Genomic DNA, 15,084 nt, shown 5'->3' on the forward strand with positions numbered 1-15,084 from the left:
ACGCGCTGGGAAGGATTTTGTGTTTTTAAACTTAATTTTTCTACAGCCTCGTTATGCTGTTCTAGGAATGAAGAAATGCGCGTAATTTTAATGAGGCATGGAAAGCCTTCACTTTCCCCTCAAAAACCCGTCACTTCGATAGAGTTTAAGCATTGGGTTGAGTCTTATAATTGTGCAGAGCTTTGTGAAGACCTGAAACCTAAATTTGAATCCATTGAAATTGCTAAAAGCTGTAATATTGTTTTATGTAGTAATTTAAAGCGCTCGCAAAATTCAGCTAGTATTCTTGGAGTAAATGAAATTACCTCTATTGAATACAAGCTACGTGAAATGGAAATGCCTTGGGGTAAAATCACTAATTTTAAAATTAAGCCAAAATATTGGGCCGAAAAATGAGGACACCCACCAATTAAAAAGTGCACAACCACTTGACCTCAAATAGCTCTCTCAAAAGCCATGTCTTTTCCATAGATAGTGATTTTTTTGAGCGAAGGCACAACGAATAAATCGAGTTGATAATTTTGGCGTAAGCTCACCAGGCCGCAGGCGAGTTTTAATGCCTAAAATCTAGGTTAGATGGTAAGTGAAGGAGTATGGTTAAGCCGAGTAAAGCAATCGGCAGGCGCTGGCTCCTTTGAGCCAGTGCTGATTAAGCTTTTCGCAGAGCTGTTCAAGCTTGGCAATCGGGCCTATGGCGCGGTGAAAGTCTTTACCTAAATGATTGCAGTTGTGCAGCCAGCGTTCAGGGCATATGCCGAGGCGTGTGAGAATGGGTGGCAGTGCATGGTGAATGGCGCCGCGTTTATCGCAGCAAAATGAGGACACCCACCAATTAAAAAGTGCACAGCCATTTGGTCTCAAATAGCTCTCTCAAGCGCTAATCTTTTCCATAGGTAGTGATTTTTTTGAGCGAAGGCACAATGAATAAATCGAGTTGATAATTTTGGCGTAATCTCACCAGGCTGCAGGCGAGTTTTAATGCCTAAAATCTAGGTTAGGTGGTAAGTAAAGGAATATGGTTAAGCCGAGTAAAGCAATCGGCAGGCGCTGGCTCCTTTGAGCCAGCGTTGATTGAGTTTTTCGCAGAGCTGTTCAAGCTTAGCAATCGGGCCTATGGCGCGGTGAAAGTCTTTACCCATATGATTGCAGTTGTGCAGCCAGCGTTCAGAGCATATGCCAAGGCGTGTGAGAATGGGTGGCAGTGCATGGTGAATGGCGCCGCGTTTATCACTGCGCAATATGCGCCCCGTCCAATCGACGAGTTCGAGATAGTCGGTAAAGTGAAAAGGAATGTGAATGGAGGAATTATTTTGATGTTCATCACCCGCAAAGGCGAGCAACGGTGCCCGGGAAATTGATGGATTGGTGGTGGCTTGAGATAAGGGTTCAGTCGTGTCCTTGGTGGGAACTATGCTAGGAGCAATACCCAATCGCTCTTGAATGCTGGTGTAATCAGAATTTTCAGGTGTGTTCGCCATGGCGGCGCGAATAGGGTTTAAATCCACGTAGGCCATACAACTTAAGACTGCGGCATCGTCCAATAACGCTTGAGATTTGAAGCGCCCTTCCCAAAATCGCCCCGTGCACTTGTCCTCAGCATTAGCCATGCGCGCGACAGGTTCGTTTAAGCAGCGCATAAACCAGCTGATGTCACTTAAGCGCTGCCGCCAACAATGAATAATCTCCTCTACAACATCGAGTTCAGCCTTAGAAAGTTGCGGCTGTAGTTGGTAGCGCTCAATTAATACGGGGGCTTTATAAAGCTGAGTCCAGCGAGTAATAATTTCACGGTTAGACCATTGGGCAGAAAGTTCGGAATGAATACGCAGCACTAGATGATAGTGGTTAGACATAACGGCATAGGCGGCGACATCTATCGCAAAAATGCTGGCAAGCTCTTGAATTCGTGTAACAATCCAGCCGCGCCTGTGTTCAAAGTTAAACTCGCCCTCGCTCCCGCACAAAAATGCTCGTCGCACACAACGACTCACGCAGTGATAGTAAGGGGTTGCCTCCAAGGCTATAAGCTCGCGACGAGGCCGAGTCATAATTATCGTCCTGATTTAGGGTGCTGTATTAACGTACAGTAATCATGGGTCCCTGAAACGCAGTTGTCAAGCATGAAGAGTTAAGGTGCTGCGTGTTAAATAGTGGGTGTCCTCAATCTTATGATCTCCTCTACAACATCGAGTTCAGCCTTAGAAAGTTGCGGCTGTAGTTGGTAGCGCTCAATTAATACGGGGGCTTTATAAAGCTGAGTCCAGCGAGCAATAATTTCACGGTTAGACCATTGGGCAGAAAGTTCGGAATGAATACGCAGCACTAGATGATAGTGGTTAGACATGACTGCATGGGCGGTGACATCTATCGCAAAAATGCTCGTCGCACACAACGACTCATGCAATGATAGTAAGGGGTTGCCTCCAAGGCTATAAGCTCGCGACGAGGCCGAGTCATAGTTATCTTCCTGATTTAGTGTTCTGTATTAACGTACAGTAATCTTGGGTCCCTGAAGCGCGGTTTTCAAGCGTGAAGAGTTAAGGTGCTGCGTGTTAAATAGTGGGTGTCCTCAATCTTAGGTGTCCTTCCTCTCCAATCTTCCAGCAACCGACTGCCTTTTCTAATTTCCCTTCACGCTTCAGATTGATCTACGCCAGCCTTGTTTTAAAAATCTCGTTAATGGCACCCGCCATCACCCATGAAAAGTTCCCGAATATCGCAAGGAAAGTACACCTGCTAGTGCGGATACATTTCAAATAAGTGTGTCAGATTACGCCGCCACATGAGAAAAGCTCATGGATTGGTGAAATAAAATCATTTTTATTCATGTGGTGATTCAAGTATAAAACACACTCTGCGCTTAACGACAGGCGATATGTCAGCTGACTTTAACTGAGTCCATGAGCCACAAATCCAAAAAAGATTGTGCCGACTAGCGGTGGATACAGCGGAAAAGAAAATTGGACGGGACATAAATAGCCCAGAAAGAGCAACAAATACATTCAGGTTTTATCTCAGAAATTAGGGAGCCAGATCACCATGAGCAAAAAATTTACCTTCACGCTTAAGAGCATTAGTTTCGACGAAAACTATCATCCCGCCGAAAGTACGCGCATCACTACCAACTTTGCCAATTTGGCGAGAGGGGCGAGCCGCCAGGAGAACCTACGCAACACTTTAAGGATGATCGACAATCGTTTCAATGCCTTGGCGCATTGGGATAACCCCAAAGGCGATCGCTATGCCGTCGAGCTTGACATCATTTCCGTTGAGATGAATGTTGATATTGAAAACAGCAGTAATGCGCTTCCCCTGATTGAAATATTGAAACCGAAAATTTTTGATCGGAAAACCAATGAGCGCATTGAGGGCATTGTAGGGAATAATTTTTCCTCTTACCTACGGGACTATGATTTTAGCGTGCTGTTGCTTGGGCACAATAAGAATCAGCCAACATTTAGCACGCCTGATAATTTTGGTGATCTGCACGGAAAGCTATTTAAGTACTTCGTGAATTCAAGCACCTACAAAGAGCATTTTAATAAACCGCCGGTGATATGCCTAAGTGTTTCGAGCAGCAAGAATTATCATAGGACTGAAAATCAGCATCCGGTACTGGGCATTGAATACCAGCAGGATGAATATTCTTTAACGGATGAATATTTTAAAAAAATGGGGCTTAAGGTTCGCTATTTCATGCCGCAAAATAGTGTTGCACCTTTGGCGTTTTATTTTTCCGGCGATTTGCTGGGCGATTACACTAATCTTGAGCTGATCAGCACCATCAGCACCATGGATACCTTCCAAAAAATTTACCGACCAGAGATTTATAATGCGAATTCTGCCGCAGGAAAATCCTATCAGCCAAGCTTGAGCAATCAGGATTATTCATTAACGCGCATTGTTTATGATCGAGAAGAGCGCAGTCGACTGGCGATTGAGCAGGGCAAGTTTGTTGAGGAGCACTTCATCAAACCCTATAAAACTATTCTTGAACAATGGTCCGCCAATTACGCGCTTTAATTAATCACATTACACAAGATCACTTATTATGAAAAAATTATTACCCACCTCAACGGCAGGCAGCCTACCCAAACCCTCTTGGCTGGCACAACCTGAAACGCTTTGGTCGCCGTGGAAACTGCAAGGCGAAGAATTAATTGCCGGCAAGCAAGATGCGCTACGCCTGTCCTTGCACGAACAACAACAAGCAGGCATTGATATTGTTGGCGATGGCGAGCAATCGCGCCAACACTTTGTCACTACGTTTATTGAGCACCTCGACGGCGTTAATTTTGAGCAGCGCGAGACGGTTAGAATTCGCGACCGCTATGATGCAAGCGTACCTACAGTCGTTGGTGCGGTTTCGCGGCAGAAACCCGTTTTTGTTGAAGATGCCAAGTTTTTACGCCAGCAAACTAATCAACCCATAAAATGGGCGCTGCCAGGCCCCATGACGATGATAGATACGCTCTATGACAGCCACTATAAAAGTCGCGAAAAACTGGCCTGGGAATTCGCCAAAATTCTCAACCAAGAAGCCAGAGAATTAGAGGCGGCGGGCGTTGATATTATTCAATTTGATGAGCCGGCCTTTAATGTATTTTTTGACGAGGTAAATGACTGGGGGATTGCCACCTTAGAAAAAGCCATTGAAGGGCTTAAATGTGAAACGGCGGTGCATATTTGCTATGGCTATGGCATAAAAGCCAATACCGAATGGAAAAAAACCTTGGGTTCAGAGTGGCGGCAATATGAAGAAATATTCCCCAAACTGCAGAAATCTAACATAGATATAATTTCACTTGAGTGTCAAAACTCTCATGTGCCCATGGATCTACTTGAACTCATTCGCGGTAAAAAAGTGATGCTAGGGGCCATTGATGTAGCCACCAACACCATTGAAACACCAGAGGAAGTCGCCAACACCTTAAGAAAAGCACTTAAATTTGTCGATGCAGAAAACCTCTACCCTTGCACCAACTGCGGCATGACCCCCTTAGCGCGAGGAGTCGCAAGAGCCAAGCTAAAGGCCTTAAGTGCAGGCGCGGACATCCTGCGCAGAGAGCTCACAACCTAATTCTTCTTAAGAAAAATTCTATCGTTCAATGTAGGAACAGAAAATGATTGAAGCAACAGACTTTAAAAATGCAATGTCTTTGTTAACCGCTGCGGTAAATGTTGTTACCACAACCGGTGCGTCTGGTCGCTATGGCTTCACGGCATCCGCTGTATGCAGTGTCACCGACACCCCGCCAACATTATTAGTCTGTATGAATAAAGCGGCCTACTCCCATACACATTTTATAGAAAATAAAATTTTAAGCGTGAATGTGTTGGGCGCGCAGCATCAGCCTATTTCCAAGGTGTTTTCGTCCGCTATAAATTCTGAAGAACGGTTTAAGCATGGCGCCTGGACAAAATTAGTAACAGGCGCCCCCGTCTTAGAGGATTCTTTAGTGAGTTTTGATTGTCAGATTGAGCAAATTCAAACCGTCGGCACACACGATATTTTTATTTGTCGGGTTGTCGCCATTCAACAAACGCAACAGGATCAAGGTTTGGTTTATTTTAATCGCGCTTATCATCCTGTGGGGCAAGCGACTGAAAGTGACCTACACAACTATGGTGCCAAGCTGGTGAGTGGAGCTCAGTCATGAGCGAATTCTTGAGCCAATGGTTGCCTACGATTATTGCCATGCTTATCACTGGCGCTTTTGCGGGAATTTTAGCGGGCCTGCTCGGTGTGGGCGGCGGCATTGTTATAGTACCCGTACTCTATTTTATCTTGCAGGCTGCAGGTGTTAGCCCCGCAACGGCGATCTTGGTGGCTACCGCAACATCGCTCTTAACAATTGTACCTACCAGTATTTCCTCCGTTCGCGCGCATCATAAACGCGGCAATGTGGATTGGCTGTTGGTGCAGCGCTGGTGGCCCTATATGTTACTTGGCGTAGTGCTGGGCAGTTCATTTGCGCTCCAGACGCGAGGCATTGCCGCCAGTGCCATCTTCGGTGTGGTGGCGCTTTTGGTCGCGGCCAATATGTTGTTGCGCGCAACAGCAGCGCCCATCGCCCAGCAGTTACCCGGCATGAAAGGTCAGGGGGCGATGGCGGGATTCATAGGGTTTTTCTCGGTGATTATGGGCATTGGTGGCGGCACTGTCGGCGTGCCACTGCTCACCGCCTGTAATTATTCCCCCCATAGAGCCGTGGGCACAGCCGCGGTATTTGGCATGCTTATCGCTGTACCTGGGGCACTGGCAATGCTGTTTGCACAGGCGCCGGCAGACGCACCTGAGGGCATGATCGGCATGGTCAATTGGCCCGGCTTTCTCTGCATAGTGCCGCTTACAGTACTGCTCGCGCCCACAGGTGCATGGCTCGGCTCCAAGCTGGATTCGCTGATGCTCAAACGCGTATTTGCAATTTTTCTATTGATCAGCGGTAGCCGCATGCTGATGCAAGTTTTAGGCTTTTAATCTTGCCTAGTTACACCAGCCCCCTAAGCCTGTTCATTTATGAATTTAAATGGTACTTTTTTAAAAATCCATTAACCACATTCATGTGACTTTTCGAGATTCAAGATGCTTGAACGCAACCATTTAGCTGTAGTGCGGGAAATTGAACGCCAAGGTTCTTTAACCGCCGCCGCCGATGCCTTACACCTGACTCAGTCAGCCATCAGCCATACGGTAAAAAAACTGGAGCAAAACCTAGGCATTGAGATATGGCGGCGCGAGGGGCGCAGCCTGAAGCTCACCCAGGCGGGCGAGTATTTACTGGCAGTTGCTAATCGCGTACTACCACAGCTGGACTATGCACAAGAGCGGCTCCGGCAGTATGCCCAGGGCGAATGCGGGGCTTTGCGCATTGGTATGGAGTGCCACCCTTGCTATCAGTGGCTACTTAAATTGGTCTCTCCGTTTCTTTCTGCCTGGCCCAATGTGGATGTTGACGTTAAACAGAAATTCCAATTTGGTGGCATAGGCGCCTTGTTTGGTTATGAAATAGATTTGCTGGTAACGCCAGACCCGCTCTACAAACCAGGCTTACGCTTCGAACCTGTTTTTGATTATGAGCAAGTACTGGTGGTGAATGGAGCCCACCCCCTCGCCAAAGTAAAATATGTAAAGCCTGAACAATTGCGCACAGAAGTATTAATTACTTACCCAGTCACACTTGAACGCTTGGATATCTACAACCAATTCCTGCTGCCCGCCGGGATCAGCCCCAAAAGACACAAACCCATAGAGACCACCGACATCATGCTGCAAATGGTTGCCAGCGGCCGAGGAGTAGCCGCACTGCCTCGCTGGCTTGTGGAAGAGTACGCCAGTAAGCTTGATGTGGTTCCAATACCGCTGGGTAAATTAGGCATACACAAACAAATTTTCCTCGGCATTCGCGAAGCCGATATCGACATAGATTATGTCAGCGCGTTTGTTAAACTCGCACACCAATTTCATGACTAGAATGAGTGAAAACTATTGATCACAGAAAATCAATGATTGCAGTTCTTCGCGCATGGTCGATGTCAGCAAGCGCCAAAAAGTTGGTCACTTTTCTTTCGTCGAAGCAAAGAGAAGTGACTTGTCAGCGGGCGAAAACTACAATCAATTCAATGTACAAAAATTACAGTATTAGATGTCCTGCCTTATTAAATGAATCATCGATATTAATTGTCGAGTTACTGCCTATCTCAGAATAAGGGTTCCGCCATGAAAAATAATGTTCTGTTAATACTAATTACTGGCTTGTTGGCTAGCTGCGCGTCTATGAATGAAAAAGAGTGTCTGAATGCGGAGTGGAGGTTGATTGGTTTTGAAGACGGCAGTCAGGGTAAGCCTGAATCCGGCATTGGCAATTACCGTAAGGATTGCGCCAAGGTCAATGTGGTGCCCGATTTGGGGCGCTATCAGCTGGGGCACAAAGAGGGCGCGCGCAAATATTGTGTGAAAAATATCGCCTATCAAGCTGGGGTTAGTGGCGGCGCCTATTACGGTGTGTGCCCCGCTGATTTGGAGCAAAATTTTCTAAACGCCTATCGGGCTGGTCAGGCGCTTTTTGCGATCAATCGCGATGTGCAAAATAGTCAAGCGCGCATTAGCCGGTTTCAACATGATTTGAATGCTATGCAGCAAGATATTAAAGATCACGAGCAGGCAATTGTCGACTCGAATAGCAGCTCGAAACAGCGCCGCGAACATTTGGATACGATAAAAAACCTGCGCGATCAAATAAATAATTTACAGCTGCAGCTGGATGATGAAAGCTATTCACTGGCGCGGCGGCAGGACGATGCGCAGCGTTTGCAATTGCAACATCAACGCTTGGGATACTAGTCGTTACACTAGTGATTTAAGGTGGCGAATAAGCGGAGATAAAAAATTGCTATAAAAAATTCAAGAACATTAACCCGTTGCAGGAATGGAAGAGAATTTTTTCGGTTTGGAGTGAATGTACGAAAGTTATTTATGAAAGTCGCGGTAGCCTTGGTTCTCGATTGCACAGCGCTGAAAATGGTTGCTTTATTGCATATGCAAAGTGGCCGAATAAAGAGACTTATGCGAAGTTAGCAGGCTGGCCAGAGCATCTTGCTCTGTTTAGAGATAAAGTGCGCGCACTATTGAAAAATGGAAATCCAACACTGCATCGCGCTCTTAGTCTTAAGGTTGGCTTACTAAAAAAATAAACCTTTTAGCTGGTTAAGCTGGCAATGTAGGGTTTGCAGTCAATTTAAAAACCAATACTGGGGATCTCGCATGGGAGTTATCTTTTTATGTAAATTCGTTTTTTTTCTAGCATCCGTCAAATATTGTATTACCCCTGTGCATTTTTCATCATCCTTCGGATAGGTGCCATTGGTGTACCAAGGCTTTAAGTCGCGTGGCAAAGCAGATTTTTCAAAAGCGCCTAACTCCATATCTAAAAACTGCTTGTCGACCTCTAATAGCAGCATTTTTATTTTGTCTAATTCACAACTGTAAATTAAATTGAGTTTTTGTTCATGAAATTTGAACTGTTGTATTTTTTCGATTCTGCTTCCCATTAGAGGTTGAATTTTTAATAGGGTATCTGAATTCCACCGGATAAGTGTTCCATGGCTATGTCTGAAGCGACTATCGGAGGGATAAGCATTCCAAAATTCAACAGGTTCGTAAGTATATTTATAGACAAGTAAGTAGGGCTGCCTAATGGAGATCGACGCCCATAACCTAAATAAAAATTTTATATACCATCCTTCAATCGTAAACTTTCCCTCTAGGTCAGTTACAGCCTCTTGAAATTCAAATAATTCATTGCCTGCAGAATGAAAGCCGGGGCTTTCCGATGTCCATTTGGCGACAACTACGGCTCCAGAAACTGGCATCTCAGTAGTTGCGTCAACTACAACACCAGATATAGGAAGAGCTATATAAATGTTGCTATAGCACCAAAGTATTAAGACTACTGCTAAGAGGTAGGTCTTGTAATTTTTCTTCATGACGCATTTATTTTCTGGGTGTCAGGATTAATTTTTTGATTGAAATTGTTGCTGCATGTAGCATGTAAAAACCCCCGCGTTGCTACGGGGTTTATTGTTTTTACTGTGCCTTAAATTGCGCTGTGACTGATGGAATCGTAGACCACAACCTTACTCCATAAATGGCTGTTGTCTTCAATAAATTTTAAATGCAGCGGGTCTACTTGGTAGGCTTGTTCATCTTCTATCGAATCAAAAAATAATAACTCTGACGCGCTGTAACTGCTGTCGATGACATCGCGCGATTCGGTGGCGGCGGGTACGCCTATGTGTGCGCCGCGAATGGTTTTAATTGCGGTTAAACCCTGAATGCCTTTTAACAATTGTGCTAAGTCTTCTTTGGACTCGGGATTTTTGAGCCAGAAAAAAACCTGATGAGATACCTTGGTAATTTGACCCTGCATGGTGGCTCCTTTTTAACGCGTGTTAGTGAATGCCGAGCAGCCCAAGGCGCTGACGAATACTGGTGACTATGCCGGCGGCATCGAGGCCGAGTTTGGCTAGTTGCCGTTTTTGGCTGTCGTGATCGATAAAACTGTCGCTAAAACCTAATTGCAGCAAAGGTATGACCAGCCCCTGTTGGTTGAGGTGTTCGCTTACGGCACTGCCAGCACCGCCCGCTATGGCATTTTCTTCGAGCGTTACTAATAGCTCATGGTCTTTGGCCATGCGCTCTACTAATTCTGCATCTAAGGGTTTTACAAAACGCATGTCGCAGACGCTGGCGCCAAGTTCTTCTGCGGCGGCAAGTGCGGCGGGTAATAGTGTGCCGAAACAGAGGATTGCCACACGGCTGCCGCTACGTTTTTCTAGGCCCTTACCCAGCGGTAATAATTGCATGGTGTGCTCAATTGCTACGCCGGTGCCGGTGCCGCGCGGGTAGCGCACGGCGGCGGGGCCTTGGTGCTGATAGGCGGTATAAAGTAGTTGTCGGCATTCGTTTTCGTCGCTGGGTGCGGCAATGATCATGTTGGGAATGCAGCGCAAAAAGCTGATATCAAAACTGCCCGCATGAGTGGGCCCGTCTTCGCCGACTAGGCCTGCGCGATCTATCGCAAAGAGCACATCGAGATTTTGCAGGGCAACATCGTGTACTAGCTGGTCGTAGGCACGTTGTAAAAAGGTGGAGTAGATGGCAACTACGGGTTTTTGCCCTTCGCAGGCCATACCGGCGGCGAGGGTTACCGCGTGCTGCTCGGCGATGGCGACATCGTAAAAGCGCTCGGGATAAGTTTGAGAGAACTCCACCATGCCGGAGCCTTCGCACATGGCGGGGGTGATGGCGACTAGCTGTTCATCTTGCGCCGCCATATCGCACAGCCACTGGCCGAACACATCTTGATACTTGATTTTTTTAGGGCTGGCGGGGGTTTTGGTCGGCTCCAGCTTATTGAGTGCGTGATAGCCCACAGGGTCATTTTCGGCGGGCTCAAAGCCTTTACCTTTTTTGGTGATGATGTGCAGTAGCTTGGGGCCTTTCACTTCGCGCAGGCTGCGTAAGCAGCGCACTAAATCGCCCAAGTCATGGCCGCTAATTGGCCCTACATAGTTAAAGCCCATTTCTTCGAACAGGGTGCCGGGCGACCAGAAGCCTTTAAAGTGTTCCTCGGTGCGGCGTGCAAATTCCCATGCGGGCGGGATTTTGCCTAGCACTTGCTTGCTGCCTTCGCGCAGCGAGTTGTAAAACTTGCTCGCCCAAATTTTGGAGAGGTAGGTCGATAGCCCGCCTACATTGGGGGAGATGGACATGTTGTTGTCGTTGAGCACCACCAGCATATCGGTTTCGCAGTGGGCGGCGTGGTTTAGGGCTTCAAACGCCATGCCGGCGGTGAGGGCGCCATCGCCTATTACCGCGGCAACTTTGCGCTCGATGCCGGACATTTTGGCGCCGATGGCCATACCTTGAGCGGCACTGATAGAGGTACTGGAGTGGCCAACGCCGAAGGTGTCGTATTCACTTTCTTCGCGTTTGGGGAAACCGGAGAGTCCATCTTTTTGGCGAATGGAGTTCATGCGCTCGCGGCGCGAGGTGAGAATTTTGTGGGGATAGGTTTGGTGGCCCACATCCCATACTAGGCGGTCGCTCGGTGTTTCATACACATAATGCAGCGCAATGGTCAGCTCCACCACGCCTAAGCCTGCGCCAAAGTGGCCGCCCGTTTGCCCTACGGTAAAGAGTAGGAACGCACGCAATTCATCGGCGAGCAGGGGTAATTGCTTTTCATTAAGGGCGCGCAAATCTGCGGGGCTGTCGATACTATCGAGCAGGGGCGTAAGTGGGCGGCAAGTGGGGATTTCATTCAGCATTGGGCGTTATCAGCTCAGTTTTCATTATGTGTTTTTTTATCGGCGGCCTGGCATTGTAGGTGGCGAGGCGATAAATACCTAGAGGTTGCTGTTTGGTTGGTGCTCTTGTGCTTTTACGTTAATGGATGTGCGCCCAATTAGCCTGCAGGTGCGTTCATTAACAGCTGTGCAATAGGATCAATAGCTGCGCTCCACTATATAAGCAGCGAGCGAGCGCAACAGATCAGCGCTGGAGTCAAAATCCTTGATGGCGCTTAGTGCGTCTTGATGCAGGTCGTGCAATTTTTGGCGCGCGGCTTCAAGCCCCAAAAGCGAAACATAGGTGGGTTTGTTGCGCGCTATGTCGGCCCCTTGTTGCTTACCGAGGGTTGCCGTGTCCGCTGTGACGTCCAGAATATCGTCTTGTACTTGAAAGGCAAGGCCAATGGCTTGGGCATAGCTGTCTATTTGACTGAGCTGATGGGCATTTGCCCCAGCGGCTATGGCACCCATGGACGCACTGGCGCGAATAAGGGCGCCGGTTTTGTGTTGATGCATGGTTTCCAGCTGCGCGAGATTGAGCTGTTTATCCACAGCGGCTAGGTCTATAGCTTGGCCTAGGATCATGCCTTGCGCGCCAGCACCTGAGGTTAACTGGCGGATGAGCTGGACTTGCACCTCAGCGCTGAAGTCGTTTTGCAGTAGCAGTTCAAACGCAAGCGTTTGCAAGCCGTCGCCCGCCAGAATAGCGGTGGCTTCATTAAAGGCGATGTGACAAGTCGGTTTGCCGCGCCGCAGGTCGTCGTCGTCCATAGCGGGCAGGTCGTCGTGAACCAAGCTATAGGAGTGAAGGCATTCCAGGGCGCAGGCGATGCTGTCTATTTTATCCAAGCTGATTTGTGGGTTTACGGCGAGTGCGACGGCATAGGCGAGGGTCGGGCGCACGCGCTTGCCGCCATTAAATAGGCTATAGCGCATGGCGGCGCGCAATCGGGTGGGATCTTCGCTGAGGGGAAAGCGCTTGTCTAACGCGGTATCGACGCGCAGATGACAGCTGTGGGCAAACTCTTTAAAGCCTTGGCTCATACGTCATCGCCTTCGGCGAACGGCTCCAGTTTGATCTCGCCCTGCTGCTCGATCAATTTGGTCACCTGTTGCTCGGCGGCGGCGAGACGGGTTTGGCATTCGCGCGTTAGGGCGATACCAGTCTCAAACGCCTGTAGCGATTCTTCAAGTGACATGTCGCCTTGTTCCATGCGGGTTACAAGGTTTTCTAGTGCATTGAGTGACTGCTCAAAATCAATCGCTTTTTTCTTGGCGGCCATAGCCATTTTCTCGTTCGAGTTAGTCGTGGGGCGCGATTATAAACCCGTACGGCGGATTCTGCAGGTCTTTCGCCTGTTGTTGGCGGTTAGGTTTGTGCGATATCTCCTACAAAACATAGAGAGATGCGCCACTAGTCTGTGACGCCTAATTCCACAATAATGGCGGTGTACTAAGGAAATGGCTCGGGACGAGTTATAGGCAAGGAGCATAGGATCACGCGCACATTTGGCCTAAGGTAAGGCGATTCATCCTGTAAAAACCCTGATTGCATCCCCCTGCAGTCGGGGTTTTTCTTTTTTGGGTTGGGCGCGGTGAGTTCTCGGCGCTAGGTCAGCTCTTATAATCAGGACCTATACCAGGTGCCTGTGGCTATAAAAAGGCGCTTCCATATTTGTTCATTTTTCCTCTAGGGTAAAGCAACGTAGTCTACTTGGGTGGGTGGCGTGGTGGTTGCAGGGTGCAAGCCTGTTGGGTGTTATAGAGCAGCTGCGGATTTGAGCGGGGGCTTCTAGGTCGGTGGATGCTGGTGTTTTAGGTGCCAAATCAAGATTTTCGTCGCAATTTGCGCGTGGGCACTCCTGCGGTGTATTGCAATCGGATTCATTACCTTCTAGTCTGGCTCTATTGTTTACTCGGGCTTTTGTCAGTTAATAAGTTATTGTGCATCAAGCATATACGGGTGCTACTTAAAGTAATTGTGCGTTATTGCTCAGGCGTTAATTGAGTTAATTGCGCCGCAACTCGACAGAAGCGTTATCTAGGTATCACTCTTGGCGTCGCTTTTAGCATTTGTAGAACGAATAGAGTACAATTTGCCAGCTTTGATAACCATAACGCACTAAGCATTTGATAGGATTAGGTTACGCCAATGGCGTCAAAATCCTCTCTGCCGCACTTTCAGTGCACAGGAATAACGCAACTTCATGCAAATATCATCTGTTTCTAATAGAGCTGCTGTTGAGCAGCGCCTTGCACAGGCTGAGCAGTTTGGGCAGCGTGCCTTGGGGCGGTTAAAGCTCATATCGCTGAGTCGCTGGCAGGCGTTAATTATGCTGCTATTGGTGCTCTGGGTTAGCCACAGCTTGGCTCGTCTATTTTGGCTAATAGTACCTATGCCTGATGTGACGCCAGCGTCGAATGAAATTACCGTGGCGAGCCAGCCTGCAAATTTGCCTGCTGCGGCCAACAATGTGAATATCGAACAGTTAAAAGACCTTACCCCTTTTGGTGATAACACTGTGGTTGCCGCTCCAGCTGAGGCTGAAGTTCAGATGCCTGTGGCTGACGATGCTGCCGATACCCAGTTGAACTTAGTTTTGCGTGGTGTGGTAGCGAGTAATGTCGAGACCGGTGGTCGTGCGGTTATAGTGGTGAGCGATAAGGCCGATGTTTATGCCGTAGGCGACACCTTGCCGATTGGCAGTAATGTCACCCTGGCCAAGGTGCTGGATGATCGTGTCATCCTTAATAATGGTGGCCGTTTTGAAACGCTGTGGTTGTATAAAGAAGACCCCAACGCCCCCAAATTAGCGACTGCCTATACTGGACCAAGCTATACCCCTCCGGCGAGCAACTGGTCGCCAGCTCAAGCAACCGCTACGCCGTATCAAGGCTCGCCGGCACCTGTTGACCGCGGGCCAGAAATGGCGCCGGTGCGAGCATCGGGGGCGCCTACCGCACAGTCTTTGGCTGATGTTGTGGCTATGAGTATCTATCGTGAAGAAGGCAAGGTGGTGGGTTATAAAATTCGCCCTGGCCGTAATGCGGATGTGTTTTTCTCTTTGGGTTTGCAAGCTGACGATATCGTCATGGCGGTAAATGGTGTACCGCTTAGCAGCCCTGGCAAAATTATGGATATCTATAAAAGTATGGGTAGCGCCACCTCCGCGAACTTAGAAATTAAGCGCAGTGGTAGTATTGTTAACCTTGACGTAGTGCTTAAATGAG

The 15,084-nt window shown here is 48.1% G+C and carries 16 protein-coding genes; 8 read left to right on the plus strand and 8 right to left on the minus strand.

From position 1 onward, the window contains the following. Window positions 1–75 precede the first annotated feature (75 nt). Window positions 76–396 carry a hypothetical protein gene (locus AC0KUT_RS02100; protein WP_488833151.1) on the plus strand — a complete coding sequence of 107 codons (321 nt, stop codon included), beginning with the start codon at window positions 76–78 and terminating at the stop codon, window positions 394–396. Window positions 397–597: 201 nt separating this feature from the next. Here AC0KUT_RS02100 and AC0KUT_RS02105 read toward each other — a convergent pair whose 3' ends face one another. From AC0KUT_RS02105 to AC0KUT_RS02115, 3 genes are all read right to left on the minus strand, one after another. Next, window positions 598–861: a hypothetical protein gene (locus AC0KUT_RS02105; protein WP_488833152.1), complete on the minus strand. Its 264-nt coding sequence runs from the start codon at window positions 859–861 to the stop codon at window positions 598–600. A gap of 158 nt (window positions 862–1,019) precedes the next feature. Next, complete coding sequence (locus AC0KUT_RS02110; RefSeq protein ID WP_488833154.1) at window positions 1,020–2,048, minus strand: transposase; 1,029 nt, start codon at window positions 2,046–2,048, stop codon at window positions 1,020–1,022. Between the two features lie 95 nt (window positions 2,049–2,143). Next, window positions 2,144–2,344, minus strand: coding sequence for a hypothetical protein (locus tag AC0KUT_RS02115; RefSeq protein WP_488833156.1), 201 nt, complete (start codon window positions 2,342–2,344; stop codon window positions 2,144–2,146). A 695-nt stretch (window positions 2,345–3,039) separates the two neighbouring features. On the opposite strand from AC0KUT_RS02115, the gene AC0KUT_RS02120 reads away from it, so the two are divergent. The 6 genes from AC0KUT_RS02120 (at window position 3,040) to AC0KUT_RS02145 (ending at window position 8,344) form a co-directional block, all read left to right on the plus strand. Then, the gene (locus tag AC0KUT_RS02120; protein WP_488833158.1) at window positions 3,040–4,023 is read left to right on the plus strand and encodes a DUF1852 domain-containing protein; all 984 of its coding nucleotides are present in this window, start codon (window positions 3,040–3,042) and stop codon (window positions 4,021–4,023) included. A 28-nt stretch (window positions 4,024–4,051) separates the two neighbouring features. After that, the gene (locus AC0KUT_RS02125; protein ID WP_488833159.1) at window positions 4,052–5,080 is read left to right on the plus strand and encodes a methionine synthase; all 1,029 of its coding nucleotides are present in this window, start codon (window positions 4,052–4,054) and stop codon (window positions 5,078–5,080) included. 43 nt (window positions 5,081–5,123) lie between these two features. Then, window positions 5,124–5,660 carry a flavin reductase gene (locus AC0KUT_RS02130; protein ID WP_488833161.1) on the plus strand — a complete coding sequence of 179 codons (537 nt, stop codon included), beginning with the start codon at window positions 5,124–5,126 and terminating at the stop codon, window positions 5,658–5,660. Then, entirely contained in the window at window positions 5,657–6,481 is an 825-nt protein-coding gene (locus AC0KUT_RS02135; RefSeq protein WP_488833163.1) for a sulfite exporter TauE/SafE family protein, read from the plus strand. Before AC0KUT_RS02130 ends, AC0KUT_RS02135 begins: the two co-directional genes overlap by 4 nt. Window positions 6,482–6,586: 105 nt before the next feature. Then, window positions 6,587–7,474 carry a LysR family transcriptional regulator gene (locus tag AC0KUT_RS02140; protein WP_488833164.1) on the plus strand — a complete coding sequence of 296 codons (888 nt, stop codon included), beginning with the start codon at window positions 6,587–6,589 and terminating at the stop codon, window positions 7,472–7,474. Window positions 7,475–7,720: 246 nt separating this feature from the next. Beyond that, on the plus strand, window positions 7,721–8,344 hold the full coding sequence (locus AC0KUT_RS02145) for a DUF2799 domain-containing protein (RefSeq protein WP_488833166.1): 624 nt from the start codon (window positions 7,721–7,723) through the stop codon (window positions 8,342–8,344). 389 nt (window positions 8,345–8,733) lie between these two features. Here the strand turns inward: AC0KUT_RS02145 and AC0KUT_RS02150 are convergent, their stop codons facing one another. The 5 genes from AC0KUT_RS02150 to AC0KUT_RS02170 all read right to left on the minus strand — a co-directional run bounded on the left by AC0KUT_RS02150 (window position 8,734) and on the right by AC0KUT_RS02170 (window position 13,136). Next, window positions 8,734–9,486, minus strand: coding sequence for a peptidase associated/transthyretin-like domain-containing protein (locus AC0KUT_RS02150; protein WP_488833167.1), 753 nt, complete (start codon window positions 9,484–9,486; stop codon window positions 8,734–8,736). A gap of 110 nt (window positions 9,487–9,596) precedes the next feature. Further along, a complete protein-coding gene (locus tag AC0KUT_RS02155; protein ID WP_488833168.1) occupies window positions 9,597–9,929 on the minus strand; it encodes a Dabb family protein in 333 nt (110 codons plus the stop codon). A gap of 22 nt (window positions 9,930–9,951) precedes the next feature. After that, complete coding sequence (dxs, locus tag AC0KUT_RS02160) at window positions 9,952–11,832, minus strand: 1-deoxy-D-xylulose-5-phosphate synthase (RefSeq protein WP_488833169.1); 1,881 nt, start codon at window positions 11,830–11,832, stop codon at window positions 9,952–9,954. 177 nt (window positions 11,833–12,009) lie between these two features. Then, on the minus strand, window positions 12,010–12,897 hold the full coding sequence (locus tag AC0KUT_RS02165; protein WP_488833170.1) for a polyprenyl synthetase family protein: 888 nt from the start codon (window positions 12,895–12,897) through the stop codon (window positions 12,010–12,012). Further along, a complete protein-coding gene (locus tag AC0KUT_RS02170; protein ID WP_488835813.1) occupies window positions 12,894–13,136 on the minus strand; it encodes an exodeoxyribonuclease VII small subunit in 243 nt (80 codons plus the stop codon). Before AC0KUT_RS02170 ends, AC0KUT_RS02165 begins: the two co-directional genes overlap by 4 nt. 924 nt (window positions 13,137–14,060) lie before the next feature. On the opposite strand from AC0KUT_RS02170, the gene gspC reads away from it, so the two are divergent. After that, window positions 14,061–15,083, plus strand: a complete 1,023-nt coding sequence (gene gspC, locus AC0KUT_RS02175; RefSeq protein WP_488833172.1) for a type II secretion system protein GspC — start codon at window positions 14,061–14,063, stop codon at window positions 15,081–15,083. Window position 15,084 lies beyond the last annotated feature (1 nt).

Source organism: Cellvibrio sp. 25HG11W-0 (assembly GCF_057815475.1).

Excerpts from the sequence above, each read along its gene's own strand:
- AC0KUT_RS02125 (WP_488833159.1), top strand. The coding sequence starts at position 4,052 with ATGAAAAAATTATTACCCACCTCAACGGCAGGCAGCCTACCCAAACCC.
- AC0KUT_RS02150 (WP_488833167.1), bottom strand. The coding sequence starts at position 9,486 with ATGAAGAAAAATTACAAGACCTACCTCTTAGCAGTAGTCTTAATACTT.
- AC0KUT_RS02140 (WP_488833164.1), top strand. The coding sequence starts at position 6,587 with ATGCTTGAACGCAACCATTTAGCTGTAGTGCGGGAAATTGAACGCCAA.
- AC0KUT_RS02110 (WP_488833154.1), bottom strand. The coding sequence starts at position 2,048 with ATGACTCGGCCTCGTCGCGAGCTTATAGCCTTGGAGGCAACCCCTTAC.
- AC0KUT_RS02155 (WP_488833168.1), bottom strand. The coding sequence starts at position 9,929 with ATGCAGGGTCAAATTACCAAGGTATCTCATCAGGTTTTTTTCTGGCTC.
- AC0KUT_RS02165 (WP_488833170.1), bottom strand. The coding sequence starts at position 12,897 with ATGAGCCAAGGCTTTAAAGAGTTTGCCCACAGCTGTCATCTGCGCGTC.
- AC0KUT_RS02115 (WP_488833156.1), bottom strand. The coding sequence starts at position 2,344 with ATGTCTAACCACTATCATCTAGTGCTGCGTATTCATTCCGAACTTTCT.
- gspC (WP_488833172.1), top strand. The coding sequence starts at position 14,061 with ATGCAAATATCATCTGTTTCTAATAGAGCTGCTGTTGAGCAGCGCCTT.
- AC0KUT_RS02145 (WP_488833166.1), top strand. The coding sequence starts at position 7,721 with ATGAAAAATAATGTTCTGTTAATACTAATTACTGGCTTGTTGGCTAGC.
- AC0KUT_RS02100 (WP_488833151.1), top strand. The coding sequence starts at position 76 with ATGCGCGTAATTTTAATGAGGCATGGAAAGCCTTCACTTTCCCCTCAA.
- AC0KUT_RS02130 (WP_488833161.1), top strand. The coding sequence starts at position 5,124 with ATGATTGAAGCAACAGACTTTAAAAATGCAATGTCTTTGTTAACCGCT.
- AC0KUT_RS02120 (WP_488833158.1), top strand. The coding sequence starts at position 3,040 with ATGAGCAAAAAATTTACCTTCACGCTTAAGAGCATTAGTTTCGACGAA.
- AC0KUT_RS02170 (WP_488835813.1), bottom strand. The coding sequence starts at position 13,136 with ATGGCCGCCAAGAAAAAAGCGATTGATTTTGAGCAGTCACTCAATGCA.
- AC0KUT_RS02135 (WP_488833163.1), top strand. The coding sequence starts at position 5,657 with ATGAGCGAATTCTTGAGCCAATGGTTGCCTACGATTATTGCCATGCTT.
- dxs (WP_488833169.1), bottom strand. The coding sequence starts at position 11,832 with ATGCTGAATGAAATCCCCACTTGCCGCCCACTTACGCCCCTGCTCGAT.